The sequence below is a fragment of the Brevundimonas sp. EAKA genome, assembly GCF_000698025.1.
Lineage (GTDB): Bacteria > Pseudomonadota > Alphaproteobacteria > Caulobacterales > Caulobacteraceae > Brevundimonas > Brevundimonas mediterranea_A.
The window spans coordinates 38,018-63,051 of record NZ_JMQR01000005.1 but is presented as its reverse complement, the minus strand read 5'-3'; the positions used below and the strand labels follow the sequence as shown (position 1 = coordinate 63,051).

The following is a 25,034-nucleotide window of genomic DNA, read 5'->3' as shown; positions in this document are numbered from 1 at the left end:
AGAGGGAGGAGCCCTCCGCTCCAGGCGATCGGAGCCTTCCATGTCAACGATCCGCAACCTGTCGCTGTTCGCCGACCTCGCCGTCGGGAATCTCCCCGCCAACATCCTGGCCGCTGCCCGTGCATTGGCCATCCATCTTGCCCGCTCCCGCCCGCTGGATCGACGTCTCGTGGCCGAGGTGATGACCACCGCGTTCGGAGCGTCCGACGCCGAGGGCGGCTGGACCTGGCGCGACGCCTATGACGCTATCGAGGGCGCGACGGTGCTTCAGATCCGCCGCCTCGCGCCGCAGATCGCCCGGCTCGAGGACGCCCCGGCCGAGATCGCCGCTCTGCTCGCCGCGGTCTCAGCGCTTGGCCTGACCCACAGCCGGCGCAGTGAGGAACAGGTCGCGCTGGACCAGTTCTCCACCCCGCCCCAACTCGCCGCCCTCGCGGTGCTGGCGTCGCAGGTTCGGCCGGGCGACCTCGTGCTGGAGCCCTCGGCCGGGACCGGATTGCTGGCCGTAGTGGCCGAAGCGTGCGGGGCGAGCCTGACGTTAAACGAGCTTGCGCCCACGCGCGCCGCGCTCCTCGACGGACTGTTCGCCAAGGCGACGCGCCGGCGGCACGATGGCCGCCATCTACCCGACCTCCTCGGGGACGCCGGGGCGTTCGACGTCGTGGTCTGCAACCCGCCGTTCTCGGATCTTCAGGCCCATCTTATCGCGTCGGTCAAGGTTCTGGCGGACGGCGGCCGGATGGCGGCGATCGTGCCCCTCACCGCCCTTGCCGACACCGATCTGAGGCGGGTGCTCGAAGGCCACGGCGTCATGGTGGCCGCCGTGGCGTTTCCCGCGCGCGCTTTCGCCAAACACGGCACCTCGGTCGAGACCGGCCTGCTGGTTATGGATCGCGGCGGGACAGCCGTCTGGGACGGCCTTCTTCACCAACCCGAGGATCTGGAGGCGACCGCCCGGATTCTCGCGAGCCTTCCGAATCGCGGCACCGCCCGCCCGCGCGTGCGGTTGACGTTGGACGCCGCCGCCTTCCTCGCGCCGCGCGACCGCGGGCTGGCCCTTCCCGCAGGCCGACTGGCCTTCCTGGCCGGAGCAACACCCCTGGCCTATGAGGCGCGGCCCTGGGCTGGAGAGGGCCGGGACGTCGGCCTCTATCAGGCGCATGCCCTGGCGCGGATCGTCCTGCCCGATCCCCGGCCTCACCCTTCACCCCTGGTCGAATCCGGGCCCATGGCCTCAGTCGCGCCGCCCGCGCCGACCTACCGGCCGGTGTTGCCGCCGGCGGTGCTCATCCAGGGCCGGATCTCCGACGCCCAAACGGAGACGGTGATCTACGCCGGCGAGGCCCATGCGGCCTTCCTGCCCGGCCGGTTCCGCCTCGGCGAAGCACCGCATGAGGTGGCGCTCGTGCGCGATGATCAAAGCGAAGCGTTCGCCTTCCGTCGGGGTTTCTTCCTCGGCGACGGCACCGGCTGCGGCAAGGGGCGGCAGATCGCCGCCATCGTCGCAGACAACATGAGCCAGGGGCGCGTGCGCGCAGTCTGGCTCTCCCGCAATGACGCCCTGCTGGAGGACGCCCGGCGCGACTGGGGCGCCATCGGCGGCGGGGCCCACGACATCGTGCCGCTGTCGAGCTGGAAGCAGGGAGACGGGGTCCGGCTGGACCGGGGTATTCTGTTCACCACCTACGCGACCCTGCGTCAGCCGGCGCGGGGCGTCCGTCCCTCCCGCCTCGACCAGATCGTCGCCTGGCTGGGCGAGGACTTCGACGGCGTCATCGCCTTCGATGAAGCCCACGCCATGGCCAACGCCGCCGGTGGCGGCAAGGGCGCGCGTGGGACCAAGAAGGCCTCGCTGCAGGGCATGGCGGGGCTGGCGCTGCAGAACCGTCTGCCGAACGCCAGGATACTTTATGTCTCGGCCACGGGCGCCACCACGGCCGAGAACCTCGCCTATGCCGCACGTCTTGGCCTGTGGGGCGGGCCCGAAGCGCCGTTCATGTCCCGCGCCGACTTCCTGGACGCCATGGACCGGGGCGGGGTCGCGGCCATGGAGCTGGTCGCACGCGAGCTCAAGGCGCTCGGGCTTTATGTGGCGCGATCGCTGTCGTTCGAGGGCGTCGAGTACGAACCCCTGGTCCATCCGCTGATGCCAGACGACGTCGGCGTATGGGACCAGTGGGCCGACGCCTTCCAGCTGATCCACGCCAATCTGGCAGAGGCGCTGAAGGCGACCGGTCTCAGCGACGACGCTGGCAAGCCGAAGAGCGCGATGGCGGCTTCCGCGGTCCACTCCGCTTTCGAGGGCGCTAAACTGCGCTTCTTCGGTCACCTTCTGGCTGGCCTGAAGGCGCCGAGCCTGATCGCGTCAATCCGCGACGACCTCGCCTCGGAGCGCTCGGCCGTGGTCCAGATTGTCTCCACAAACGAGGCGGTGATGGAGCGGCGGCTGTCCTCGATCCCGCCCGAGGAATGGAACAACCTATCCATCGACCTGACGCCGCGAGAATACGTCCTCGACTATTTGCGCGAGGCCTTTCCCGTGCATCTGATGGAGGCGGTCGAGGACGATGACGGCAATGTCACCATGGTCCCGGTCATAGACGACGGTCGTCCCGCCCTCAGTCAGGAGGCGTTGGCCCGACGCGAGGCCCTGATCGAGAAGATGGCCTTGCTGCCCGCTGTGCCGGGCGTGCTCGACGCCCTGCTGGAAGCTTTCGGGACCGACGCGGTCGCCGAGATCACGGGCCGGTCGCGCCGGGTGGTGGTGAGGGACGGTCGTCGCGTCGTGGAGCGGCGGGGCGCCTCCGCGGCCCGCGCCGAGACCGACGCTTTCATGTCGGGCCGCAAGCGGGTGCTGATCTTCTCCGACGCCGGCGGAACCGGCCGCAGCTACCATGCCGACCTGTCGGCTCCGAACCAGCAGCGGCGGGTCCACTATCTGGTCGAACCGGGCTGGCGGGCCGACGCCGCCATCCAGGGCCTTGGCCGCTCCCACCGGACGCATCAGGCATCCGCGCCCCTGTTCCGGCCCGTCACCACCGACATCCAGGGCGAGAAGCGGTTCACCTCGACGATCGCGCGCCGGCTGGACTCTCTGGGCGCGCTCACGCGCGGCGAACGGCGCACCGCCGGAGCCGGCCTGTTCCGCGCCGAGGACAATCTGGAGAGCCCTTGGGCGCGCCGGGCATTGCTGGTCTTCTACGGCGCACTGGCCTTCGGGGAGCTGGACTCGATGACGCTTGAGACCTTCGTGGCCAAGACGAGCTTGAAGCTGCTCGACGACGACGGCGGCCTCAAACCCTCCGACGACCTGCCGCCGATCCATACCTTCCTGAACCGGCTTCTGGCGCTGCGCATCGCCGACCAGAACGCCTTGTTCGCTGACTTCGACCGCATCCTGTCCGGCATCCTCGATCGAGCCGCCGCCTCCGGTGAACTGGACCGCGGGCTGGAGGACATCGAGGCCGAGGAACTGGAGGTCACGGATCAGGAAGTGATCCGGACCGATGTCTCGACCGGCGCCGAGACGGCTCTGGTGACCTTCTCGCTCAAGGTAAGGCGCGAGATCCTCGTCGCCGACGCCGCCCTGACTTGGGCGAAGGATGTCGCCCACCAGCTGGTCGTCAACGAGAAGTCGGGCCGCGCCGCGATTGCGGAACTCGGCTTGACCACCTCGACGGACGAGAACCGCCTGATCACCGCCGTGCGGCTGGTTCGGCCCGACGATCGCCAGACGATGGCCGAGAAGACGTTCGAGGAGTCGGCGTGGAAGCCAGCGGAGGTTTCGACCTGGCGGCGGGTCTGGGACCAAGAGGTCGCCGGGACCGACCCTTGGCGGACGCGCGAACTGACGCTTGCCACGGGATTGCTGTTGCCGATTTGGGGCCGGTTGCCGGCGCGGGGTTGCTCGGTTCGCCGGGTCCGGGCGCCGGACGGACGCCGCTGGCTGGGGCGGGTTCTGGACCAGGTTCAGGCTCGAACTCTGAAGACGAGCCTGGGTCTGACCGACGTCGCCGAGGTTTGGGCGGACGGCGCGAGAACCGCCGCCACGATCCTCGACCGCAACGTCCAGCTATCGCTGGAGGGCGGGCTGTGGCTGAAGCGGTCCCGCGTTATGGACCGCTGGCGCATCGAGGTGGTGGGAGGCCGGACGGATCGCGACGCCCTGGTCGTCTCGGGCTGTTTCGTGGAGATCATCGCCTACACGCCTCGGGTCTTCGTCCCGGTTGAGCGGCCGACCGTGTTGGAGGCGGTGCTGCGCCGCCATCCGGTTCAGACCGTCCTCGACGGGCAGGCCGCCTGAGCGGGTCAGACCGGCGTCGCCTTCGGCGGGGACCGGGACGGGTTCAGAAGGGGGACGCCGCGACCCGTCACATCCTTGATATTGGCGGTGACGAGCGTCAGACCGTGGACCAGCGCGGTCGCGGCCAGGGCGGTATCCTCCTCGTCGCCGTCGCGCTCGGCCAGCATCCGGCCCCAGACGGCGGCCACGGCTTCGTCGATGGGCAGGATGCGGCCCGCATAGGCGGCGATGACCGCGTCCACGCCCTGTGTGATCGCCGCGGCGGCAGGATGGTCAGCGGCTGTCGCCCGCTCCGCTCCGTATCGCAACTCGCGGACAGTCATGGCGCTGATGCAGAGCTCGTGGTCATCGACCGACCGGAGCCAGGCCAGGATGTTGGCGGACGGTTTGGGCTTGCTGCTCTGGCTGACGACGTTGGTGTCAAGCAGATAGATCATCCCCTCGGCCGCATGAATGGCTCGAGCCCGCCAAGGTCGGCTCCCTGCATCGCGCGCTTCGCCGACGTCGCCGGGTAAGGGCGACCGGATTTGGGATGGGCGCGCGCATAAGCGGTCGCCGCCTTGATCTTGGCGAGCGACAGCGACGGGTAGTCCTCGAGGATCTCCTCATCGGTGGCTCCGCCTGCCGAGAGCGCCGCTAGGCGGTGGACCTCGATGTCGGTGCCTCTTACGACGGGAGCGCCGTGTTTGATCTCGATGGCGCGATCCACAGCCTCCAGCGCCTTCAGGCGTTGCGCGACATTTGTCCGATGCCGCTTCAACTGCACGATGAGCGGCCCGACAGAAACACTGGCGGACTGCGGAGACTCCTTGATCACGGCGACATACAGGTCGTCGAGCGCGGAAGGCGTCAGGGTGTGGCGATAGGTGGCCACCATGTCGAGATAGACGAGATCGGTCAGGCCGACGCATCGCACAGCGCGCTTGGCCGGACCTGAGGCCTCTGGCTTGAGTGGTCGGCGGTTGACGTCGCGTTTGATCGCGTCGAGCGGTTGATCAAGGACGAACGCCGCTTCGGGCAGAGTCCACTGGGGATCGGGCATCGAACAAGCCTCCTAATATGATCCAATATAGGATCACATTGTGGGTTCGGCAATGTCGGTGAGGCCCAGGATCGCGTGCGCGACCGAACACCGTCCAAAGGAGCGGAGGAAGGGAGTTTCCGGGTGAAGCGGGATTGGGGAGATCGGCTCCCCGACGGCTTCGGATATCCAGGAGACTGACATGCAAAACGTGATGTTCACCGGCCGATTGGCGGCCGACCCCCAGATCACCGACGACTTCGGCAAGGCGGTGTTTCGCCTGCTTGAAAGCCGCGGCGTCGACAACGCCGGCAAGGATCGGCTGGTCGGCGTCAACTGCGTGAGCTGGTCCAAAGGCCTCAACGAGAAGGTCATAGCCCGGGGCCTCGCGCAGGGGTGTGAGGCCGTGGTCATCGGCGCTTTCATCGACACCGCCTACGCGGCCAAGAACGGGACCGAGCGGACGGCCAAGGAACTGGTCATCAACCGGCTCACCGTCCTCGACTGGGCCGAGGAACGCGACATCCAGGACAGCAGCGCCGACCGCGCCGCCGCCTGATCCCTCATCAACATTCAATTCTCAGGAGACTGACCATGCAAACCGTGATCATCGAAGGCTATCTGACGGCCAACCCCTCCGTCCTCTCGGCTCAAGGCTCGGGCAAGAAGCGGGCAAGCTTCCGCGTGCTCGAGACTACCCGTTTCCGCAAGGCCGACGGCACGCCCGGCGAACGCACGACCGGCTTCAACTGCATCTGCTTCAACGAGGCGACGGCCGAGAAATACATCGGCCCGTTCGCCCGCAAAGGCAGCCGCGTCGTGATCCAGGGTCATGTCGAGAACGACACCTGGACCGGCAAGGACGGTGTCGAACACTACGACATGCGCGTGATCGTCGGGGATATCCGACTGAAGAACCGGCGCGAAGCTTCCGATGGCGCCGCCGAGGACGAGGGCGACTCCGGTCGCCAGGTCCAGGAGCCGGCCAGTGGCTACGACCTAAACGACGACATCCCGTTCTAGACAGCGGGCGAATGAGAGCGGCCCGGCGCGCGAGCGTCGGGCCGTTTCCTTTGGGGAGGGAGGGAAAGGCAGGGCGGCGCAGGGCGAGCCGATCGGGCTCGTCAGCATCGGAGCTTCCCATGACCGCCTCTGCCTGGACCGATGACCGCATCGGTCGTCTGAAGACACTCTGGCTCGAGGGCCAGACCGCCGAGCAGATCGCCCGCGATCTCGCCAATGGCATCACGCGCAGCGCCGTGCTCGGCAAGGTCCATCGCATAGGTCTGTCGGCGGGCCGTTCCGGCCGCCCGCCCAAAGGCTCTGACGCCCGTCCGAAGCCGGTCGGCCTCTCGCCGGCCAGGTCCCTGGCGACCCGGCCGATCGACGCTCGTCCCGTAGTCGCGGCTGAACATGGCCTGGCAACAGTCCTCTCGGTGCGGCGCTGCCAGTGCCGTTGGCCTTTCGGTGAGCCCGGAGCCGCTGACTTCAGTCTGTGCGGTCAACCGGTGACCCGGGGGGCCTTCTGTGCCTTGCATGCCGCCGTCGCCTATCGGCCGGCGGCGGACACTCCCCGCACCCTCGACCGGCTGGCGCTTCTCGACTGAGATCCGTCACGCCCTTGCTGCAATCTGAGACGATCTGAACGGCGGCCTCGACGAGGTCGCCGTTTGTATTTGGCCCGGGCAGCCAAGATCGGGCCGCCCGCTTGTCGGCCTCTGGCCGATCGAGGTCCCGACGCGGCCCCGGCCGCTGAGTTGAAAGTCGCCCGTCAGATTCTGCGCTGGGACCCGCGACGACTACGCGCGCCTTGCTTCTGGCTGGAATTCCCGAAAAAAAGGCGGCGCATGTCCTCGACATGGACGCCCGCAAGCGTGACATCAGCGGCCCCGTTCAGGGGGCGATGGAGGCCTTTCTTGGCAGGCTGGCGTCCCGTCGGCTGGACCGGTTCCGCCGCAGAATAAGGCCCGTAGACAGGCCGTCCTCTCTTCAGTGAACCGTCTCCCAGCCTCGCATCGGCGTGACGTCGTGGGAGCCCTCGGTTTGCACGAGAAGCTCCACGTCGCGGCCTGAGAGATGGATTTGCCGCGTCAGCTTTAATCCGGCGTCCTCCGCATCGACACGGAAGTCATATTCACCGATCTGCCGATCGTCTTTCATGACGCGCCATCCGCCTTGGGTTCGCAGCACGGCGACGGTGATCTTCTCCATACCAGGCTCCGACGTTTGAAGGACGGGTTGATTTAGCACCGCTGGTTTCTCTCATGCCAGTGAGTGAGCATCGGACTATTGCCTGCGGCGCCCTCAGACGTTCGCAACCGCGTAGCGCCGCCGGCTCGCCGACGCCGACGGACGGGAAGAGCGTTGTCTTGTCTTCCGTATCGGCGCAACGGCGCCGAGTGGTGTCGTCGTCGCGAAGGGCGACGACGACTTACCCCCACACAACGCCCTCCGATTTTGTCACAGCACCCCGGAAGTCAACGGCTTCGCCTTATTCCCTCCACGGAGGGCAAGCGGCCCTCCGCTCCGGTGACTGCCGGGGACCCCGCTGTGGCCAAAACCGGGGTCGTTGCGCATGGGGCGCTCGACATTCTCTAGGAATGTTCCAATGACCCGTTTCAACACTTCATCCTCCGCCTTGGCCGACCTGTCCGCTTCCCTGAACGAGGGAGGTTCGCTTCCGACCGAAGACGCCCTGGTTCAACTCGGGCGCGCGCTCATGACCGAGCTGATCGACGTCATCTCTGACACCGCGCTGGAGGATTTCCAGACCATCCTGGGAGAGGCCCTGATCGGCGCCTTCCATTCGGCGGCCGGGCGGATCGAACGCGATGCGGACCGGGCGCGCGATACGATGCGATCGCTCGACCGGGACTTCGACGGATCGGAAGCGGCTGACGTCGAACTCCAGGAAGCCACGGCGAAGGCCCGAGCAGGCGATGCGGCGACGCAGGCCTGCGAACTGATCCGGGACGCGGCGTCTGAGACCTGGACGGTCGCGACCGGGGAGGTCTGGACGGCCTGGCGGGGATCGCGGCGCGGCACCCATCTGACGGCGGCCCAGCTTGAGGCGAAACAGGCGATCCGGGCGATCAAGCAGCGGAAGTCCGGGGAGGCGGATCCGGGCGGTCCGGTGATCGCCTTCCGGGGCGCGCCGACGGCCGACAGCGCGGAGGATGCCGGTCGGATCTTCGACGCTCTGAACTGGGCGAAACAGGAATGGCCGGACATGGCTCTGGCGACGACCGGGGCGAAGGGCTCCGAGAAACTCGCGATCAAATGGGCCCAGCAGAAGGGGGTGAAGCTGATCCTCGCCCGCGCGGATTTCGACACCCACGGCAAGGCGGCTCCCTTCAGGGCGAACGACGAGCTCATCGCGCTCGAGCCGGAGGTCTGCCTGACCTTGGTCCATTCGCTGGCGGGGATGAGGGAGGACCACCGGCCGTTCGGACCTGCGCTCAACCTCGGGCAGAAGGCGATGGAGTCCGGGTTGCGGCATGTGCCCATCAAGGCCCGGGCCGCCTGAGAGACTGGACCTGAAAACAACGACCCGCTCGGCTTCGGCCGGGCGGGTTTTTGTTTGTCATCCGGCGGCTCGATCCGATCGACGGCCTGTGCAGCGTGTGTATCTCGCTTCCGGTCACCAACTATGATGACTGTTGATAGGGTATGTCGGCGTGTGATTTCGATGGATGACAATCTGCAAAAAGGGTCGGAGGGCAAGATAAAAGGGTGTTTTTGACTGCGCCGGTTTCTTCTATTCTGCCCGACAGTTAGCGGCAGCTCGGAGCATCATTGACGACTTGTCTTGAGTTGTCATCCTTCGAGCCTTCGCTCCATGCTCTGGAGGACTGCGAATGCTGATCCGGGACGCGATCGAGGGGCGGGTCTCAGCCCGTTCCGAGCGGACCGTCGACGCGGTGCACGTCGGCCTTCCCCTTTCCCTCAAGACCGAGCGGATGGATGTCAAAAGCGGCATGCTCAAGCGTCTGGCGAGTTCGAGGGCCTTTACGCTGGGAAACCGGTCAGGGGTGCTCAAGGCGGCTCAGAACCGGTCAGGTCGCGCCTTTCGTCTGGACGTTCGCCAGAAGGTCATCGTCAAGGCGCTGGTCTCGCGGCACATGGGCAAGGGCGCCGATCGGGGAGCCGCGCTCGCCAAGCATGTGGCCTACCTCGGGCGAGCGGGCGCCGGGGCGGAAGGCTCGCGGCCGGAGTTTTTCGACCCTGGTCTCGATGGCGTTCAACCCGGTTTTGAAACGGAAGGGTGGAGCCAGGACCGGCATCATTTCCGGTTCATCATCTCGCCGGAACATGGCGATCGGCTCGACATGAAATCCTATGTCCGCGAGGTCATGGGCCGGGTCTCGGCGGACCTCGGAGAGCCGAACCTGAAATGGGTGGCGACCTGCCATTTCGACACCGATCAACCTCACGCCCATGTGCTGGTCCGGGGTCGGCGCGAGGACGGGCGAGACCTCGTCATTCCGCGCGACTACATCGGCTATGGGTTTCGCGCGCGGGCGCAGGAAGTGGCGCAGGAGCGGCTTGGCGATCTCTCGCGGGTGGAGGCTGAGCGGCGCATCTGGAAGGAGACGGAGGCCGACCGCTTTACCGGTTTCGACCGGCGGCTGATCGCCGAGGCGGACAAGAACGGGATGGTCGATGACGGGGTCGGATCAACCGACGCCTGGGCGGCTCTGACGCGCGGGCGGCTGAGACATCTGGAACGGCTAGGGCTCGCGGGGCGGTCCGGGCGGCGGTATCGGCTCGACGGCGAGATGGAGACGAAACTGCGCACGCTCCAAGTGCGGCGGGACATCATCCGCACCCTCAATCAGCGTCGGCTGGAGGGCGCGAGGGATGTACGGGTTCTCGGCAGGGAGCCGGTGCGAGGTGTGGTCGTGAAAACGGGGTTTCATGATGAGGCAGGGGCTTCGCCGTGGGCGGTAGTGCGCGACGGATCGGGTGTGGAACACTACGCCAGGCTTCGGATGGGGTACGCCGGCGTCAAGATCGATCAGACGGTAGTGCTCGTTCCCTCGACTAACGGTCTGGCGCAACTGGTCACCGGCAGGGGCGCGAACCTCAGTCGGTGACTCGCCCCGGTTACCGGCGGAGCGCGCCATCCGGAGACAGGCAGACCGCTGCCGTGGGATAGGATTTGCCGAGGGTATGGAAGTCGTGGTCGCACGGACGAAGCACCCTCAAAATACGTTCCGGAGCCAATGGCTCGATCACGTGCAGGTCCCGTCCATTCTCTGTAACGCCACAGCCCTGGCGAGCAAGCCACCCACCTTCAATCGCCTCCACGACGAGGCCTCGCCGCCAGTCGGGGAGAAGATCGAATGGCAGCGCAATCTCGAGGACCGCGGGCTCGCCGATAAGCGCCAGCCGTTGGCCGAGGGGCGTTCCTGCGCGTGGGCGCGCCAACGCCTCGCCACCCCAGGATGCGAGGAGGCTGCACACATAGTCCTCCTCGGGGTGCCGAGGCGTGGAGGTCATGAAGACAGCCCCGTCCTTGACACCGAAGGAGTCCGTGTTCAGCTCTCAACATGCCGTCAGGCTCGCGACATCGTCGCTCGTCAGGTCGCCGGCATCCTGCCGCGTGCGTAGGCGCATATTGCGACGATGCTGACTCGTGGGCCACAGGCCTTCGCGCATCAGTAATTCCACCTCATCGGCGCAGAGACGCCCGTAGTGCCAGGCTCGGATGGTTACTCCCGCCATGGTGCGAGCGATCACGTCGAGCCCGAGCCGACGTGGCTCGTCCGTGGGGTCCGGCTCATAGCGATTCTGGGTGACGTTTAGCGTGTGGGCCACGAAAGCGCCGTCTACAGCACGGAGTGCTTCGATCACCGGTTCCGGAAAGGATGCGACATCCCAGACATCCATTACTCTCTCAGACGACATTCCCCCTCCTGTCGAGGAGGGGGAACAAAGTCCAGTTCGTTAACGTGAGCGACTGACCAGCCAGGATTCAGAGGGCGTGTGCCCTTCGCCAACCGCCTCGCGGTGATAGCTCGCAAGGCTCTCGATCGCCCGATGCATGGCGTAAGACGCGTCATCGTCAATGTCACGACTCGGGTAGTAAGGGCCTGCTTGGACCGGCGTGTGGATCGCATGTGAGCGGTCGAACCGGAACCACCCGCCCGGCAGAGGGCGCAGCTGAATGTCAACGATCTCGTGGATGCCTGGCAGTTGGAACTGGATGTGATCCTTCCTGAAGACGATGGGATGCAGTTGATCGAAGACGTCTTCGACGTACCGGTCTTCGCGGGGAAGCTCGGGGAAGTTGAACGTGATTTCAGAAGCTCCATGCAGTTCGCTGACCCGATCCGAAAACGCTTCCTGATCAAACGGCCGATACTGACCGTCGTCATCGTTCATCCAGGCTTGAAGGGCTGCGGCCGTTCCAAAGCCGAAGCCCCTCGCAATGGCCTCGGTAAGATGGCTCGAACGCACGTCCTGCTGGCCAGCGAGCGACCGCTTCAAAGATTTGAGATTAGAATGACTCAGATAGAAAACGCGCATTGTCGGTACCTCAGCAAATGGTCGAAGTTCGCCGATTACGCATCGACCTCTGTTGAGGATCGACAGGAGGTGCTTGATCTATCTGCCCGCTTTGACCCGGCGACAGGTCCGGCGAGACGGCCGTGAAACTCTTATAGCACAGCCTCGTGCGCATTGTCATTCATTGAAAGTCGATCGCGGGTGTGGCTGCTTCAGATCGGCGTAAGCCCAGGTTCTAGACCCGCCGTGATCTGACGAAACGTGCAGTTGCCGGGATGCGGGCAGAGATCCGTTGGGTCCTTGCAGGGCCAGCCCTAACTTGGGCCTATGCCTCCTGAGCAAATGCTCAGCCCTCAGCGTCGACTGTCTATGCCAGCAGGCATGCTCATGACCGCATTGCGCAAGGCGGTACCCCGACGAAGGTATCGGCCTAGACCCAGTTGGCGTAGCGCGTTTCCGCCTCAGGAATCTTGGCGAGGGAGGGCTTCGCCTTCGAGAGGAGGATGCGTGCGGCCAAGGTCTCCAGCCGGGTGGCAGCCTTGTCCTTCCATCCGTTCTTTATGGCCCAAGAGCGAATATCGGCAGGCGCGGCCTTGTGCCCCTTATTGCGCAGGATGCGGAAGGTTTGCTCGGCTAAGGCGTCGTCGGATGCGTGTAAGACTTCGGGTCCGAGATTGACTGATCGGCTCAGTGTCTTGAGGGCTTTCTCGACCTTGGGGTCTGCGATGAGGATGACTGGCGCGACCGCAGCCTGACCGTGCACCTGTGGCGTCCATCGCTTCGTCCAGCGGGAAACGGAGTCTGCCCAGCTCGGCACGACCACCACGCCCTCAACATTGGCTAGACCATCCACTTTATCGAGAGCCTGGTCGTCCGCGTAGTAGGCGATAACGACGACTTTCTCAGCGCCCGTCCGGAGCTGGGCGACAGCTTCCGCCAATAGAGTCACACCGCGGGGGAGGGTTACGCTCTGGCCCTCGGCGAGCGCCTTGGTGAACATTGCACCGAGGTGGCCCGCGATAGTCATGGACTTCATCTGGGCGCGGCTCGGGACCGCAAGGATAATCCGATGGGCATCCGTCTCTCCGGGGTCGCACAGATCGAGCCCATAGCTGAGCGCCTCGATCCAGGTGTTTGGATCATGAGGGTCGAGCGGGACGAGAATCCGGGGAATCTGGGGCAATCGCGATCCTGCTGTTCGGTGGGGGTCGGCTACCTTAGCCGATTGATCAGTCGGTTCGACCGGCCTGATCACGCAGGTCGGCTAACCGTTTCTGGCACGCCGCATCGATCAGGCCTCGCAGAATCCCGATCCGTTCAACGAGATATGCCAGCTCTTCGTCGGTGATCTTGAAATGCTTCGAATATCGACCCTTCACATAGGCGGCGCGAAGGAGCTCGAAACTGCGCCGCTGGAGCTTGGTCTCGTGAGGCCAAGCCTGCGCCAGACCAGGCACGAGGGGCTCCGTCAGCCGGCGCAGATTGGTCAGTTTGTGGGACTTCGGTGAATAGCCGGTGAGGACGAGCAACAGTCCGGCGTAGAGGGTTTCGACAGCCTGGTGCAGGAGGAAAGCCGCTTTTCGTGTGTAGCTCCGAGAGCGTGAAACATCTGCTAGGTCGATGAACTCGTCGGCGCTCTCGGTGGCTTCTTCGTAGGTGTCTTCTGCCTCCTGCAATGCCGTTTCCGGCGAGAGCACCATAGACTCGACAAAGTCCACCCCGGGCGTGTTCAGCAGGGTCACGCCGTCGCGGACGATGTCGATGAAAAATGATCGACCGTGCTCCAGCTTGTAGTTCACGTCATCAAGACTGTGGACGATAACGCTGACCGGGGTGCGCAACATTTGGCCGGAGGTGATGTCAGCCAGAAGCCGTTTTTCTGAGTCCTCCCAGAATTCGAAATCCGTCAGGTCCTCATGGTCGACGACGACGAGTAGGTCGAAATCCGAAAAATACCGCCCGACCGGGTCGTGAACCCAGTCGCCGCGCGCGTAGCTGCCGAACAGGATGATCTTGAGGATGCGTCCGTCGCGCAGGCGCTGCGCCTTGCGCGTGGAGGTCGCGACGGCAAACTCTTCCCGCAGGATGGCCACGGCGTGGTCCAGCTCCCGGCGTTTCGCAGGCGTCAATGACTTCAGAGGTTTCTTCATCGGTCCGAGTCTCTCTGATTGGCGGGCAGTCGGCAAGGAAAAGCACGGCTTGCGTGTTGTCTTGGGCGTTTTCGCGGGATGGGGAATCTGCCAGAATGAAGCTCAGCGGGTAGACGTGAATAGAGGTCGGTCTTCGGTCCGGGGAACGCGTGCTTCGGCAGGCGTTAGGATGCGGCCGCCCTTCAATCAGCGCGCCTCTTTGTCGGAGGATTCCAATGCCCGCGCCCCATTCCCTGCTTGCGGGAGTTGCGACGACGTTGCGAGCAGACCCGGGCGCCCGTCGGTGAACCTCAACAGGAAATTGCGCCGACGGCGCCATGCCCTCGGAGCCTGCGATGGAGTATCCGCGCCCGTGACCCCGGTGGATGAAGCTCTGGAAGAGCTCATCCTCGTCAGCGGGTTCTCGAACGATGTCTCCATGGTCTTGACTGGATCGGCGACGGACCGCGCTTGCGAACTGGCGTCTATGGTGCACGCCAAGGCCTGCGCCCATGGTCGGTCGATCGGCTTCGTGTGTCGATCCAACATGTTCGATCATTCTGCGGTGCTGGGCCTCGCGCGCATGATCGTCGAATGCCTGTCGATGTATGCCTACCTGGTCGAACGGGTGAACGAGGAGGACTGGGCCTTCCGCTATGCCGTGCTGCGACTTCACGACACGGTCTCCAGAATCAAGCTGCTTCGCGCCTGGCCCGCATCCGCGGGCACCGCTGACCTGAAGGCGGGTCGCGAAGACCTGATTATGGAAATTCGGTCACATCCGGCTTTCGCGGGCTTCGATGGTGAACAACAGAAGCGCCTCGTGTCAGGCGAAACGATCTTCATCGGCGGTATGCGCAAGTCTGCAGCCCTTGCGGGCTGGAATCCTGATGTTTTCACTGCGCTCTACGGGTACTTCTCAGCCCACCTCCACGCGGCCCCGATGAGCTTCTTCCGCATGGACGATCATCGGGTGGACTATTTCTTTCCCAATGACGCGCAAAAGCAGATCGCCTCCGTCGGTATCGCGACCGCCGCCGCTGCACTGAGACGTCTGTCGCTCCTTCATCTGGGCGATCTCGATTACAGCGGTCACCCTACGCTGTCGGCTGTCATCCCAGCCATGAGGGACGCAGATGCGGCGTCCGAAGTCTTTGGCTAATCCGGATGTCTCCGCGCCAGTTCCCAATGGCCCGCTGCCGCGATAGGGTGCCGAGCGGGCGCCGGTCTATAGGCGCATGTCCATTGTCCGCAGGGACCGGCGAAAGCCTGTAGCGGTCGGACACTCTCTGAAATTTCCGGGCCTTGTGTCGCAAGGTTCCAACGCCCGCCCCTTTCCACCTTTCCGGGTCTTGCGGACCTAAATCAAATCAGCCACGATTCCGATGTCGGCCTTGGCCGATAGGGGCGTGGAATCCCCTGCGACATTCTAGCTGATCATGACGACGACGGTTTCGAGCTGTCCGCCGTCCTGTCTGGACGCGTCGATAACGTCGTCCGACGACCCCTCACGGGCGCAGGTATTTCCATGTGCGACTCTCAGCGCCCCTTCATCTGGATGGAGGCGGTTGCGTGTCGGAAGCCAAGACCGTGGGAGACGAGAACAGCGGCCGGTCCCGCCGGCACGCCCGACTGGAAGCCTTCTATCGCCGCTACTCACCTTGGCTTGTCGCGCGACTTCGTCGCCGGTTCGGCGCGGACACTGAGGATCTGGTCCAGGAAATCTGGCTACGAGTGGCAGCGATCGAGGCGGATCTGGACATCCGTCACCCCCGGGCATTCCTGTTGAAGGTCGCCTTTAACATCGGTCTCAGCGGGGATCGTCAGCATCGGCGGCGGCGGCAGATACTCGACAGCGCCGCTCCGTTGGGAACAATGGCCCTGGAGCCCACCCAGAACGCGGCGGTGCAGATTCAGGAAATCGTGCTCGCCTTGCCACAACCTCTCCGGGATGTCTTTGTGTTATCTAGATTTGGCGGTTTGACGAACAACCAGATCGCCGAGCAACTGGACATCAGTCCGAAGACCGTCGAATGGCGCATGACCAAGGCCTTGGCTCAATGCGCCGCAGAGCTTCGGCGCTAGGGAATGGGGCGTATCATGGGCAACCCGAAAGCACGGGTTGAAACTCCGGACCAGGAAGCGGCCGAGTGGCACGAACGCCTCGGCGCGCGCAGCGTCACGACAGAGACGATCCGGGAGTTTTTCGACTGGCGGAAATCTCCGGCCAACGCGGACGCGTATCGTCGGGTCGAGCTGATCTGGACGGAAAGCCGGAAGCTCGCCGGTCGGCCGGAGATTACCGAGGCGCTCAACGACGCCATGTCGCGTCGACTCCGCAAGACGTCAGAGGATCGATCGACCAGAAGACTGCTGGGCTTGGCCGCCCTCGGCGCAGCTGCGGCACTCGTGATCGGCGGATGGACGTGGTGGCAGGGGCGATCCACCTTCACGACCGGCGTGGGCGAGCAATGGGTCGTACAGTTGGCGGACGGGTCGTCGGTTCGCCTCGACACAGATTCCCGGATGAGGGTCAGGTTCAGCGACGGCCAGCGTCTCGTCGATCTTGAACGCGGACAGGCGATGTTTTCCGTGGCCCATGACGGTCAGCGACCATTTGTCGTCGCGGCGGGCGACGCGCGCGTGACGGCCATAGGGACGGTGTTCGACGTCCAGCGGCAAGGCTCCGGCGTCAGCGTCACTCTGGTCAGCGGCGCGGTGGATGTGACCCGTTTGTCCGGGCCGGAAAGGCCGTTACGACTTGCGGCGGGCCAGGAGGCGCGAGTGACCCCGGCCGGCACAGCCAGTCGCTCGGTTGATTTGCCCACGGCCACCAGTTGGACCGAGGGACGGATCGTGTTCCGAGACACGCCGATGAACGAAGCGGTTGCCGAGGTGAACCGGTACCTCACTGCAAAGGTTGTTCTGGAGGCGAAGGATCTTGCGACAGTGCCGGTCAACGGCGTGTTCAAGACGGGGGATCGTGACGCCTTTGTCGCAGCGGCGTCGGGCGTTTTCGGTCTGGAGCCGTCGGCCGGGCCGGACGGCTCGATCCGATTGTCGGAACGCGGAAAATAAATCCGTCGAGGCTCCGGGGTCGCCCGGGGCCTCGATCACCTCCTCTTCGACGTCGCGTGGCGTCGAGGGGAGCCCTGAATATGAGTCGCTTGAGTCTATTGTCCTGCAGCGCGATCGTCGCCTGCGCCGTATCCATCAGCGCGACGGCCTGCGCTCAGGATGCGCGTGAGTTCAACATTCCGGCGGGTCCGCTGCGCGACGCGCTGAATTTGTTCGCGACCCAGTCCGATAGGCAAATCTTCTTCTCCGGTGATTTGGTCGTGGGCCTTCGGACGGAGGGACTGAGCGGGCGATTTACGGCGCAGGACGCGCTCGCAAGGCTTCTGTCCGGGACTGGTCTGAGCCCGTCCGAGGTCCGCCCCGGCGTCATCTTCCTGAGGCGCGCCGACACGGCCGGCCCGCGCGCGGAGGTCACCACCCAGGTCGAGGACATCATCGTCACCGGCTCCTTGCTCAAGTCGTCCGGGCCGATGTCTTCGCCGGTGGTGATGCTTGACCGCGACGCCTTGGACGCTCGCGGGTTCGCAACAGTGGCGGAGGCGGTGACGGCTCTACCTCAAAACTACGCAGGTTCGGCGACGCCCGGCGTGCAACTCGCGAACTCCGACACTCAAGGCTCGAACAGGGTGGCCGCCACGGGGGTGAACCTGCGCGGTCTGGGGCCGGCATCCACGCTCGTGCTAGTGAACGGCAGGCGGATGGCAGGAACCGGCTTCCGGGGCGACTTCTCCGACATCTCCGCCATGCCCTCCGCGGCGGTCGAGCGCGTCGATGTCCTGCTCGACGGCGCCTCGGCCCTCTATGGCGCGGACGCAGTCGCCGGCGTCGTGAACGTCATCATGCGCCGGTCGTTCGACGGATTAGAGACCCGCCTGCGGGCGTCCGCAGCCGAAGGCGGGGCGGAAGATCTCGTCGGCTCCGTCGTCGGCGGTCGCTCCTGGTCTTCCGGATCGGCTTACCTTGCTTATGAGGTTCAGACGATCAATGCGCTGAACTCGCAGGACCGGCCCTATACCGCCGACGGCGATCTGCGGCCCTTTGGGGGAACGGATCGCCGCCTCACCTTCTCGGCTCCGGGTAACCTGGTCGTCTTCAACCCCGCCACCGCCTCCTATATCTCCCAGTTCGCCATCCGACCGAATGCGTCAGGCTCAGCGCAAAGCGCGGCGGACTTCGTCGCCGGCTCCGCGAACCTGCAAGCGCCCTCATTGGGCGCCGATCTTCTGCCTGGGGTCGAACGTCAGGCGGCCTATGGCGCGGTGCGCCAACAGATCGGCGACCGGCTCGAGCTGACGGCCGATGCGCGGTACAACAAGCGGAACATCGAATACGCCGGGCCCGCAAGCATCGGCCTTATGACGGTCACGGCCTCCAACCCGTTCTTCATCTCTCCGACGGGCGCGGCGTCCCAGATGGTCGGATACTCGTTCGTCCGGGACCTGGGGAATCCGCGTCAGTCTCTGGGGTCGGAAAGCTTCGGTGTCACGGCCGGGGCGAGCTACGATCTCGGCGCGCGATGGTCACTTGAGGGGTACGTCTCGTTCGCCGGCGAGAAAGGGTCCGTTCGGGTTCCGGAACGGGTCAACACTCGGTTCCTGAACGAGGCGCTCGGCGTCACTCCGGACGATGCAGCCACCGCCTACAGCGCCGCCCGCGATGGGTATTTCAATCCCTACGGCACAGGCACGGCGAATTCCGCGACCGTGCTGGACTTCATTTCGAGCGGGTTTTCGGAAACAAGCGACCGCAGCCGGGCGTCGTCCGCCAATCTTCTGGTGCAGGGGCCGATCTTCGCCTTGCCGGGCGGCGACGTTCAGCTCGCCGTCGGCGCCCAGGCGCGGCGCGAGACGTTCCAGGCCAGCAGCACGACCTTCTCCTCCACGCCGGCGCCGGTCTCCACCTCCACGCCGGAGAGGGCGCGCAATATCGAGGCCGTCTTCGCCGAGGCCCGCATCCCGATCGTCGGCGCCGACAATGCGAGGCCTGGTGTACGCAGCCTCGAACTGTCGCTGGCGGGACGGTTCGAGGACTACAGCGACTTCGGGACGACCACCAATCCCAAGGTCGGGATCACCTGGTCTCCCGTCGACGGTCTGGCCCTGCGCAGTTCCTGGGGGACGTCCTTTCGCGCGGCCTCCCTGCCGCAGATCCACGACAATCCAGCGATCTCGGCCACCTTCTTCGCGCGCGCCGACGGAAGCCGAGCCTTGGCCCTGCAGCTGGGCGGCGGCAATCCGGACCTCAAACCCGAGACGGCCGAGACCTTCACGATCGGGGCGGACTTTCGCCGTCGCAACCGACTGACGCTCAGCGCCAACTATTTCGACACCCGCTTCACCGACCGGATCGCCCGGCCCGTAGCGGAGAACCTGTCCGGGGTGCTGACCGATCCGAACCTCGTGAATTTCGTCACCCTCGTCCGTCCGACCGACAACGCGGCGGACCTCGCCCTCGTCCAGAGCTATCTGAGCCGGCCAGAGTTCACAGCCGGCGGCCTGTATCCCGCCACCAACTACGCGGCCATCGTCGACGCGCGTTGGGTGAACACCGGGGCGGTCCGCGTCAGGGGGTTCGACCTCTCAGGGCGGGTTCCGACCGTGCTGGGCCTGGCGAATCTCTCGATTGACGGCTCGGCCTCCTACATTCTCGAATACGAGACCCGGAGCACCCCCACCGCCCCGGTCCGGGAGGTGTCGGGATTGATCGGCTTTCCCGTCAAGTTCCGCTCGAGGCTCGGCGCGACCTGGACCGACGGCGCGTTCGCCGCCAGCCTCCACTGGAACCATGTCGACGCCTATGAGGACCGGGCCGGCGTTCGCATCGACGCCTGGGACACCGCCGACGCCCAGGCGAGCTGGAACCCAGAGACGGGAGCTCTGGCGGGCCTGAGGATCAGCCTGACGGTCCAGAACCTTCTCGATGAGGACCCGCCGTTCTACGACGCCGCGAGCGGGTTCGGCTTCGATCCGGGTCAGGGCAGTCTTCTGGGAAGGGTCGTGGCACTTCAGCTCGTCAAGCGCTGGTAGGCCGGTCCCATGGTCCGGACCCTGTCCGCCCTGGCCGGGGCGTTGCTCGCGCTCATCTGCTTCGTCACGCCCGTGTTCCCGCAGGATCGGGGCGTCACGGTCGAGGATGTCGTCGGACTGGAGGCCTTTGGCCGCGCGGCGATCTCGCCCGACGGGCGCTGGGCCATCTATGAGAAACGGGGTCCCTACGACAGCGCGACGCGGTTCGATCTGGGCCAGCGTGCGTCCTGGACGGTCACCGACCTTTGGCTCGTGGATCTGCGGCGCCCGAACGCCGCGTCCGAGCGGCTTCTCCCAGGCGGAGGACCCGGTCTTCTACGCGGGTCCTGGTCGCCGTCGGGCGCTCGCGTCCTGATCTACCGCTTCACCGGCGCCCGGCTTGAGGTCGGCATCGTCACGATGGCCGATCGGTCCGTACTATGGACGGGGCTGACGCCGGAGATGCCGCAGATGGGGGCGGTCGCCGAATGGCGCGGCGATAACGAGGTCGTCGTCATGGCCCGTCGCGACGGCGACCTGCCTTGGCTCCTGCGCTACTACAACGCCAGTCAGACCCGGACCGCGCAGGCCTGGGCGCGAACGGCGTCGGGTCAGGCCCCGTCACGTACGGTCGTTGACACGGCGAACCGCCTGCCCATGGCCGAGGGCGCCGGCAGCCTGCAGACCCTAGTTCTGGTCGACGCCACGACGGGCAAGGGGCGACCTTTGTTTGAAGGCGTCATCGTGGATTTCGCCCTCTCCCCCGACGGCGGCCGGGTCGCCGTGATCGAGGGGGTCGCTCCTCGGCCGCTGCCCACTGATGAGATGTCCCAGTCGGAGGTTCCCTGGGTCCAGCGACTTGTGCTCATCGACCCGCAACGGGTCGTGCGGATTACTCCGGACGCAGACTTCGAAGTAGCCCCGCACCTGTTGCGGTGGTCGCCGCAGGGCGACTCCGTGCTGGTCTGGGGCCGGGCGAGCGGAAAGTCATGGGGCACCGGCGATCTCCGAACAGTCAACCGGAACGGCGCGGTGACTACCGTGGATCGCCACGGGCTGGATCCGACCCCCGGCCGGGCGATCGACCTCGTGACGGGCGTCCGCGCCGACTGGCTGGGGTCCATCCCCATCCTGTTCGCCAGTCAGCCGGGGAGCGGTCGTCGGGACTGGTATGCGCTTCCGCGACACGGCGACGCCCGGTCGCTGACATCGACGATGGCGGCCCCGCCGGATCAGATCTCAACCCTCGGCGGCGACGCCTTGCGAGTCATCGCCGATGGCGCCGCCTGGCGCGTCACCCGGTCTGGCGCCCGGAGAGAGACGCCGGCCAACGGGGGGCTGAAGGCCGTCACGCCTTATGACGTCGAGGCCCCTTTCAGGCTGCGGGTCAACGCTGCGCCGCGCCAGACTTGGATGACGGCCCTGACGACAACCGGCGGCGTCGAAATCCTCACCGACGCCAGGATCCAGACGCTCGGGGTCGGAGGCGGCGAACCCCTCGATCTGCTGGCGAGCTCGCACTCCGCCGCGCTCGTGCTAGAGCGCACCGGAGTGTCGGAAGCGCTCTTGCTTCTCACGCCGGGTGAGGCGCGCACGCTCGACCGCGTCAACGTCGGTCTCAGGGAAGTCGCCCTGCCCACGCCGACACCGATCGACCATCTCGATGCGTCCGGCCGCCCGACGCGAAGCTGGCTGTTCCGGCCGCCTTTGGGATCCGGCCAGAAGATCAGGGGGATCATCGTGTCCCTCTATCCCGGGTCGGCCAGTCGCGGCGCCTGGTCCGGTCCCCTCGGTCTGATCTATGGCGTCAGACCGGCCATACTCGTCGGAGACGGCTATGCCGTCCTCAGCGCCTCGATCCCAGGAAGCGAGTACGGCGATGATCCAGCGGACTACTTCACCCGCAGCGTCGATCTGGCGTTCGAGGCCGCAGTCGCGGCCCATCCGGAACTCCCAGCCGACCGGGCCGCGATTTTCGGGCACAGTTTCGGAGGGTATGCGGCGCTCGCGGTCGCCACGCGATCGAGCCGATACCGATCCTACATCGCCTGGGCGGCGACCACGGACATGTTCGGGGCTTGGGGAGAGTTCACCCCGGCCAACCGGGCCGCACCCGAAGAAGGATTCATGATGCTCAATCAGCAGGGGTGGGTCGAAACCGGCCACGGTGGGCTCGGCGAGTCGCCGTTCGAGGCCAGCCAACGCTATGCGAAAGCAAGTCCCTGGCTCGCGGCGGACCAAATCCACAGTCCCGTCCTGCTGATGACCGCCGATATGGATTTCGTCACGACATCGCAGTCGGAACGGATGTTCAGCGCCTTAAGCCGGCTGGGCGGTCGGGCCCGCCTCGTCACCTACTGGGGCGAGGAGCATTTCAACTGGAGCCCGGCTAACATCCGTGACCTCTACGGGCAGATCTTCGACTGGCTCGAGACGACGCTCGCTGCGGAAGACGTTACCGGGACGAAGCCCCGAACCTCCGGGTCCACACCCTGAGCCAGCCTTCGAAGGCGGCCGCGCGGATGATCGCGCCGAACTGGCCCTTCCACATCAGCGCTTCTTCAGTGAGGGCCGCCTCCGTTCGGGCGCGATCAATCAGACCGGACGCCGCGAGCCTTCCGTCGAGAAGCCAGGGACGGAGGACGTCGAGGCTGGAAAGCACCATCCGGCCATAGATGCGGGTCATGTCACCCTTGGACCGGCGCTCGGCGATCAGCGCGGGGAGTCGGTCCGCGAACGCCCGGCGGACCAGACCGCGGTCGCGCCCGCCGATCGTCAGCAAGGCGGTCGGGATCGCCAGACAGGCCTCGATGACGGGCTGGGCGCAGAACGGGTGCCGGACGTCGATTGTTTCCGTCAGGAGGGACGGACCGTGACGCGACACGCTGTCAATCACGCCGGCGATCTGTCGGATCTTGGCAGGACCGAATGCCTCGCTGCCGGCGAGCCAGGGATGGGACAGCGTTGGAGCTTCTTCCCGGCTTGGGAGCAGGGTGTCGTCACGCAACAGACTGAACCCCTGTTGTCGGGTATCCCGCCGGGCGCGCTGGATCATCGTCCAGACCGAGACCTCGTTTCGAGCGGCGAGCCGAGCGGCATCCTTTGATAGAAGCGCGCGCCATCCTCTCGCTTTCCAGAGGTCGGTAAAAACATCGGGGCTGGCGTTCTGAAGGAAGATGGAGTCTCCGCCCTTGCCCGTCATCAGGGCCGAGGCGCCGGCCTCGGCGACGCGTCGCGCCCACTCCAGGTCATGATGAACGTCGAGCGCATTTAATCCTGGACGAAAGTCCCCCGAAATCTGCTCGAGGAGCGGCTCGGTCAGACTGCCTGTAGCGTGCGGCGCGAACGTCGGCGATATCCCCAGTGTCTGGGCCAGCGCGTGCACGTAGACCCGCTCATCGGCCTCCTGTGTCGCCCCGTAGGCGTTCAGCCAAAGCGCGACAGGGACCTCGGCTCTGCGCACCAGACTCGCGGCGACGCTGCTGGAATCCAGTCCTCCTGACACCTCCGCCGCCAGTGATCCGTCGAGGCCGGCAAGGCCCGCGACGGCGTCGTCAACGGCCGTCGTCAAGGTCTCGATAGCCTCGTCGAGCGTCCAGCGGCGCGACAGGCTCCGCCGTGCGAAGCCCGAGGGCGTCCAGACCGTGGCCGCAGAAGAGGAGAGCGGCAGGGGCTGGACGGTTCCCGGCGCAACCGTGACGGGGCCGTCCATCAACAGCCAGTCCGCAGAACTCATGGGGTCGCGCATGGCCAAACCGAGCCTGTCGTGGTTTGGACACCACCGGATCGCCAGACCTGCAGGGAGCCAGTCAGGCACGCTCGACGCCACGACCAGAAGTCCATCCTGTTCCCAGGCGACACACTCCAGGGCGCCTGACGGGTCACGAAGGAGGGATCGGGCCTGTCCGTCAGCCGCGAGTTGTACGCCCACAAAGCGTCCCCAGAACCGCGCCATCAGTTTGCGCTCGTAGTCCCACGGATCATTCCGTTCAGTTGGAGGGAACTCGGGCCTTCGCCGATGAAGAACATCCCCAACGAGGGTCCAAGATCCCACCGCCAGCCGGTTGGGCCGATGCGGGCCAGCGAGGCCGAGCCACGCCGCTGTGCTCAGTTCCACGACGGCCCATCCGGCGTTTTCGCAGCGGCGGCGAAGATCGGCCGACAGAGCCTTGGCGGCGGTTTGGGAGGACGCGCTGATGAGAACGTAGCGACCCATCAGGCGACCATGATCGGCGTATAGCTACGGACCCGCTCCAGACTGTCGCCTACGAGGAGGTCCTCGACCTGGATCCAGCAGTGCGCCGCGAACGGCCAGGTTCTGACCCCGAAGATCCAGTCGGATGCGATCCCGTGAGAACGAAGAAGGCGCTTCAGAAGAAAACCGCGCTGGAGACATTCGCCCTCGAACGGCGTCCAGGGGAGGGCCGCGCGATAGTCCGCGAGCACCGTCGTCAGATCGGACTTCCGGGCGTCCGACCTTGGGCCGACCTCCACGGCCACGGTCAGTTGCGCCAAGGTCTTGCGATGGAAGACCACGGTCGAAACGAGGAGATGGGCCAGGGCAAGGGAGACGGGCGCCGCGTCGGTTGAGCCGGCAGACCGCGGCGCTTCATGCGAGGCCAGAACAGGTGTTCGAGGCTCGCGCAGAGGGCGGTCGGTCTGGACGATACCGTGGGTCTCGAGTTCTATCGCGAGGTCGTCGTCGTCGATCGCGATGCGGCCCGCGTCCTCAAGCCTGACGACGGAGCCAGCGCCCAGCAAACAGCTGTACGTGTCGGCGGCGACGTCGAGCATGATGAGATCGTCACCCACCCGGGCGAAATGAATGCCGTCGCGCGGCCAGAGATGTGTGGGCATTTTCTGTACGACCGGTGTGGGCGGCGGTGAGCCGCCGCCCACGTTTTCGTTCAGCCGAGGGCCAGCGGGCGGGGGAACACGCCCATCTCGGTGTCTTCGCCCTGGATGTTGTCCCGCGTCAGAGCCTTGGC

20 protein-coding genes are annotated in these 25,034 nt (G+C 65.7%); 11 read left to right on the top strand and 9 right to left on the bottom strand.

Annotated features, from left to right (window positions below):
* The first annotated feature begins 40 nt into the window (after window positions 1-40).
* Window positions 41-4,303: a strawberry notch-like NTP hydrolase domain-containing protein gene (locus ER13_RS01775; RefSeq protein ID WP_035305781.1), complete on the top strand. Its 4,263-nt coding sequence runs from the start codon at window positions 41-43 to the stop codon at window positions 4,301-4,303.
* A 5-nt stretch (window positions 4,304-4,308) separates the two neighbouring features.
* Here ER13_RS01775 and ER13_RS01770 read toward each other — a convergent pair whose 3' ends face one another.
* Both ER13_RS01770 and ER13_RS01765 read right to left on the bottom strand, forming a co-directional pair.
* Window positions 4,309-4,740, bottom strand: coding sequence for a type II toxin-antitoxin system VapC family toxin (locus ER13_RS01770; RefSeq protein ID WP_035305778.1), 432 nt, complete (start codon window positions 4,738-4,740; stop codon window positions 4,309-4,311).
* On the bottom strand, window positions 4,737-5,345 hold the full coding sequence (locus ER13_RS01765; RefSeq protein ID WP_035305776.1) for a DUF433 domain-containing protein: 609 nt from the start codon (window positions 5,343-5,345) through the stop codon (window positions 4,737-4,739). The genes ER13_RS01770 and ER13_RS01765 overlap by 4 nt, the downstream gene beginning before the upstream one ends.
* 181 nt (window positions 5,346-5,526) lie before the next feature.
* Between ER13_RS01765 and ER13_RS01760 the strand changes: the two genes are divergently transcribed.
* The 3 genes from ER13_RS01760 to ER13_RS01750 all read left to right on the top strand — a co-directional run bounded on the left by ER13_RS01760 (window position 5,527) and on the right by ER13_RS01750 (window position 6,931).
* Window positions 5,527-5,883 (top strand): hypothetical protein, encoded by a 357-nt coding sequence (locus ER13_RS01760; RefSeq protein WP_035305771.1) that lies wholly within the window; start codon window positions 5,527-5,529, stop codon window positions 5,881-5,883.
* A gap of 35 nt (window positions 5,884-5,918) precedes the next feature.
* Window positions 5,919-6,347 (top strand): single-stranded DNA-binding protein, encoded by a 429-nt coding sequence (locus ER13_RS01755; RefSeq protein WP_035305768.1) that lies wholly within the window; start codon window positions 5,919-5,921, stop codon window positions 6,345-6,347.
* Between the two features lie 119 nt (window positions 6,348-6,466).
* Window positions 6,467-6,931: a GcrA family cell cycle regulator gene (locus ER13_RS01750; protein ID WP_035305766.1), complete on the top strand. Its 465-nt coding sequence runs from the start codon at window positions 6,467-6,469 to the stop codon at window positions 6,929-6,931.
* Between the two features lie 382 nt (window positions 6,932-7,313).
* On the opposite strand, the gene ER13_RS01745 is transcribed toward ER13_RS01750, so the two are convergent.
* Window positions 7,314-7,535 carry a hypothetical protein gene (locus ER13_RS01745; protein ID WP_035305764.1) on the bottom strand — a complete coding sequence of 74 codons (222 nt, stop codon included), beginning with the start codon at window positions 7,533-7,535 and terminating at the stop codon, window positions 7,314-7,316.
* A 397-nt stretch (window positions 7,536-7,932) separates the two neighbouring features.
* Between ER13_RS01745 and ER13_RS01740 the strand changes: the two genes are divergently transcribed.
* Window positions 7,933-8,850 carry a DUF2493 domain-containing protein gene (locus ER13_RS01740; protein ID WP_035305761.1) on the top strand — a complete coding sequence of 306 codons (918 nt, stop codon included), beginning with the start codon at window positions 7,933-7,935 and terminating at the stop codon, window positions 8,848-8,850.
* A gap of 331 nt (window positions 8,851-9,181) precedes the next feature.
* Complete coding sequence (locus tag ER13_RS01735) at window positions 9,182-10,420, top strand: DUF3363 domain-containing protein (RefSeq protein ID WP_035305757.1); 1,239 nt, start codon at window positions 9,182-9,184, stop codon at window positions 10,418-10,420.
* Between the two features lie 451 nt (window positions 10,421-10,871).
* Here the strand turns inward: ER13_RS01735 and ER13_RS01725 are convergent, their stop codons facing one another.
* The 4 genes from ER13_RS01725 to ER13_RS01710 all read right to left on the bottom strand — a co-directional run bounded on the left by ER13_RS01725 (window position 10,872) and on the right by ER13_RS01710 (window position 13,984).
* Window positions 10,872-11,216: a hypothetical protein gene (locus ER13_RS01725; RefSeq protein ID WP_155988052.1), complete on the bottom strand. Its 345-nt coding sequence runs from the start codon at window positions 11,214-11,216 to the stop codon at window positions 10,872-10,874.
* Window positions 11,217-11,273: 57 nt separating this feature from the next.
* The gene (locus tag ER13_RS01720) at window positions 11,274-11,855 is read right to left on the bottom strand and encodes a hypothetical protein (protein ID WP_035305748.1); all 582 of its coding nucleotides are present in this window, start codon (window positions 11,853-11,855) and stop codon (window positions 11,274-11,276) included.
* A gap of 409 nt (window positions 11,856-12,264) precedes the next feature.
* Entirely contained in the window at window positions 12,265-13,017 is a 753-nt protein-coding gene (locus tag ER13_RS01715; RefSeq protein ID WP_035305746.1) for a hypothetical protein, read from the bottom strand.
* 46 nt (window positions 13,018-13,063) lie between these two features.
* The gene (locus tag ER13_RS01710; RefSeq protein WP_035305744.1) at window positions 13,064-13,984 is read right to left on the bottom strand and encodes a HEPN domain-containing protein; all 921 of its coding nucleotides are present in this window, start codon (window positions 13,982-13,984) and stop codon (window positions 13,064-13,066) included.
* Between the two features lie 352 nt (window positions 13,985-14,336).
* On the opposite strand from ER13_RS01710, the gene ER13_RS01705 reads away from it, so the two are divergent.
* The 5 genes from ER13_RS01705 (at window position 14,337) to ER13_RS01685 (ending at window position 22,542) form a co-directional block, all read left to right on the top strand.
* The gene (locus ER13_RS01705; RefSeq protein ID WP_035305742.1) at window positions 14,337-15,125 is read left to right on the top strand and encodes a DUF5677 domain-containing protein; all 789 of its coding nucleotides are present in this window, start codon (window positions 14,337-14,339) and stop codon (window positions 15,123-15,125) included.
* 410 nt (window positions 15,126-15,535) lie between these two features.
* Window positions 15,536-16,048, top strand: coding sequence for an RNA polymerase sigma factor (locus ER13_RS01700; protein WP_052004711.1), 513 nt, complete (start codon window positions 15,536-15,538; stop codon window positions 16,046-16,048).
* 15 nt (window positions 16,049-16,063) lie between these two features.
* On the top strand, window positions 16,064-17,041 hold the full coding sequence (locus ER13_RS01695; RefSeq protein WP_035305811.1) for a FecR domain-containing protein: 978 nt from the start codon (window positions 16,064-16,066) through the stop codon (window positions 17,039-17,041).
* A gap of 80 nt (window positions 17,042-17,121) precedes the next feature.
* On the top strand, window positions 17,122-20,067 hold the full coding sequence (locus ER13_RS01690) for a TonB-dependent receptor (RefSeq protein WP_035305739.1): 2,946 nt from the start codon (window positions 17,122-17,124) through the stop codon (window positions 20,065-20,067).
* A 9-nt stretch (window positions 20,068-20,076) separates the two neighbouring features.
* Window positions 20,077-22,542, top strand: a complete 2,466-nt coding sequence (locus ER13_RS01685) for a prolyl oligopeptidase family serine peptidase (RefSeq protein ID WP_035305736.1) — start codon at window positions 20,077-20,079, stop codon at window positions 22,540-22,542.
* Here the strand turns inward: ER13_RS01685 and ER13_RS01680 are convergent.
* Window positions 22,502-24,262, bottom strand: a complete 1,761-nt coding sequence (locus ER13_RS01680; protein WP_081836077.1) for an asparagine synthase-related protein — start codon at window positions 24,260-24,262, stop codon at window positions 22,502-22,504. The genes ER13_RS01685 and ER13_RS01680 overlap by 41 nt on opposite strands.
* Window positions 24,262-24,903, bottom strand: coding sequence for a lasso peptide biosynthesis B2 protein (locus tag ER13_RS17555; RefSeq protein ID WP_052004704.1), 642 nt, complete (start codon window positions 24,901-24,903; stop codon window positions 24,262-24,264). The genes ER13_RS01680 and ER13_RS17555 overlap by 1 nt, the downstream gene beginning before the upstream one ends.
* Window positions 24,904-25,034 lie beyond the last annotated feature (131 nt).

Bases quoted from the DNA above. Each gene is read 5' to 3' on its own strand.
- ER13_RS01685 (WP_035305736.1), top strand. From the start codon at position 20,077: ATGGTCCGGACCCTGTCCGCCCTGGCCGGGGCGTTGCTCGCGCTCATC.
- ER13_RS01720 (WP_035305748.1), bottom strand. From the start codon at position 11,855: ATGCGCGTTTTCTATCTGAGTCATTCTAATCTCAAATCTTTGAAGCGG.
- ER13_RS01740 (WP_035305761.1), top strand. From the start codon at position 7,933: ATGACCCGTTTCAACACTTCATCCTCCGCCTTGGCCGACCTGTCCGCT.
- ER13_RS01765 (WP_035305776.1), bottom strand. From the start codon at position 5,345: ATGCCCGATCCCCAGTGGACTCTGCCCGAAGCGGCGTTCGTCCTTGAT.
- ER13_RS01760 (WP_035305771.1), top strand. From the start codon at position 5,527: ATGCAAAACGTGATGTTCACCGGCCGATTGGCGGCCGACCCCCAGATC.
- ER13_RS01770 (WP_035305778.1), bottom strand. From the start codon at position 4,740: ATGATCTATCTGCTTGACACCAACGTCGTCAGCCAGAGCAGCAAGCCC.
- ER13_RS17555 (WP_052004704.1), bottom strand. From the start codon at position 24,903: ATGCCCACACATCTCTGGCCGCGCGACGGCATTCATTTCGCCCGGGTG.
- ER13_RS01695 (WP_035305811.1), top strand. From the start codon at position 16,064: ATGGGCAACCCGAAAGCACGGGTTGAAACTCCGGACCAGGAAGCGGCC.
- ER13_RS01725 (WP_155988052.1), bottom strand. From the start codon at position 11,216: ATGGATGTCTGGGATGTCGCATCCTTTCCGGAACCGGTGATCGAAGCA.
- ER13_RS01680 (WP_081836077.1), bottom strand. From the start codon at position 24,262: ATGGGTCGCTACGTTCTCATCAGCGCGTCCTCCCAAACCGCCGCCAAG.
- ER13_RS01745 (WP_035305764.1), bottom strand. From the start codon at position 7,535: ATGGAGAAGATCACCGTCGCCGTGCTGCGAACCCAAGGCGGATGGCGC.
- ER13_RS01750 (WP_035305766.1), top strand. From the start codon at position 6,467: ATGACCGCCTCTGCCTGGACCGATGACCGCATCGGTCGTCTGAAGACA.
- ER13_RS01735 (WP_035305757.1), top strand. From the start codon at position 9,182: ATGCTGATCCGGGACGCGATCGAGGGGCGGGTCTCAGCCCGTTCCGAG.
- ER13_RS01710 (WP_035305744.1), bottom strand. From the start codon at position 13,984: ATGAAGAAACCTCTGAAGTCATTGACGCCTGCGAAACGCCGGGAGCTG.
- ER13_RS01755 (WP_035305768.1), top strand. From the start codon at position 5,919: ATGCAAACCGTGATCATCGAAGGCTATCTGACGGCCAACCCCTCCGTC.
- ER13_RS01690 (WP_035305739.1), top strand. From the start codon at position 17,122: ATGAGTCGCTTGAGTCTATTGTCCTGCAGCGCGATCGTCGCCTGCGCC.
- ER13_RS01775 (WP_035305781.1), top strand. From the start codon at position 41: ATGTCAACGATCCGCAACCTGTCGCTGTTCGCCGACCTCGCCGTCGGG.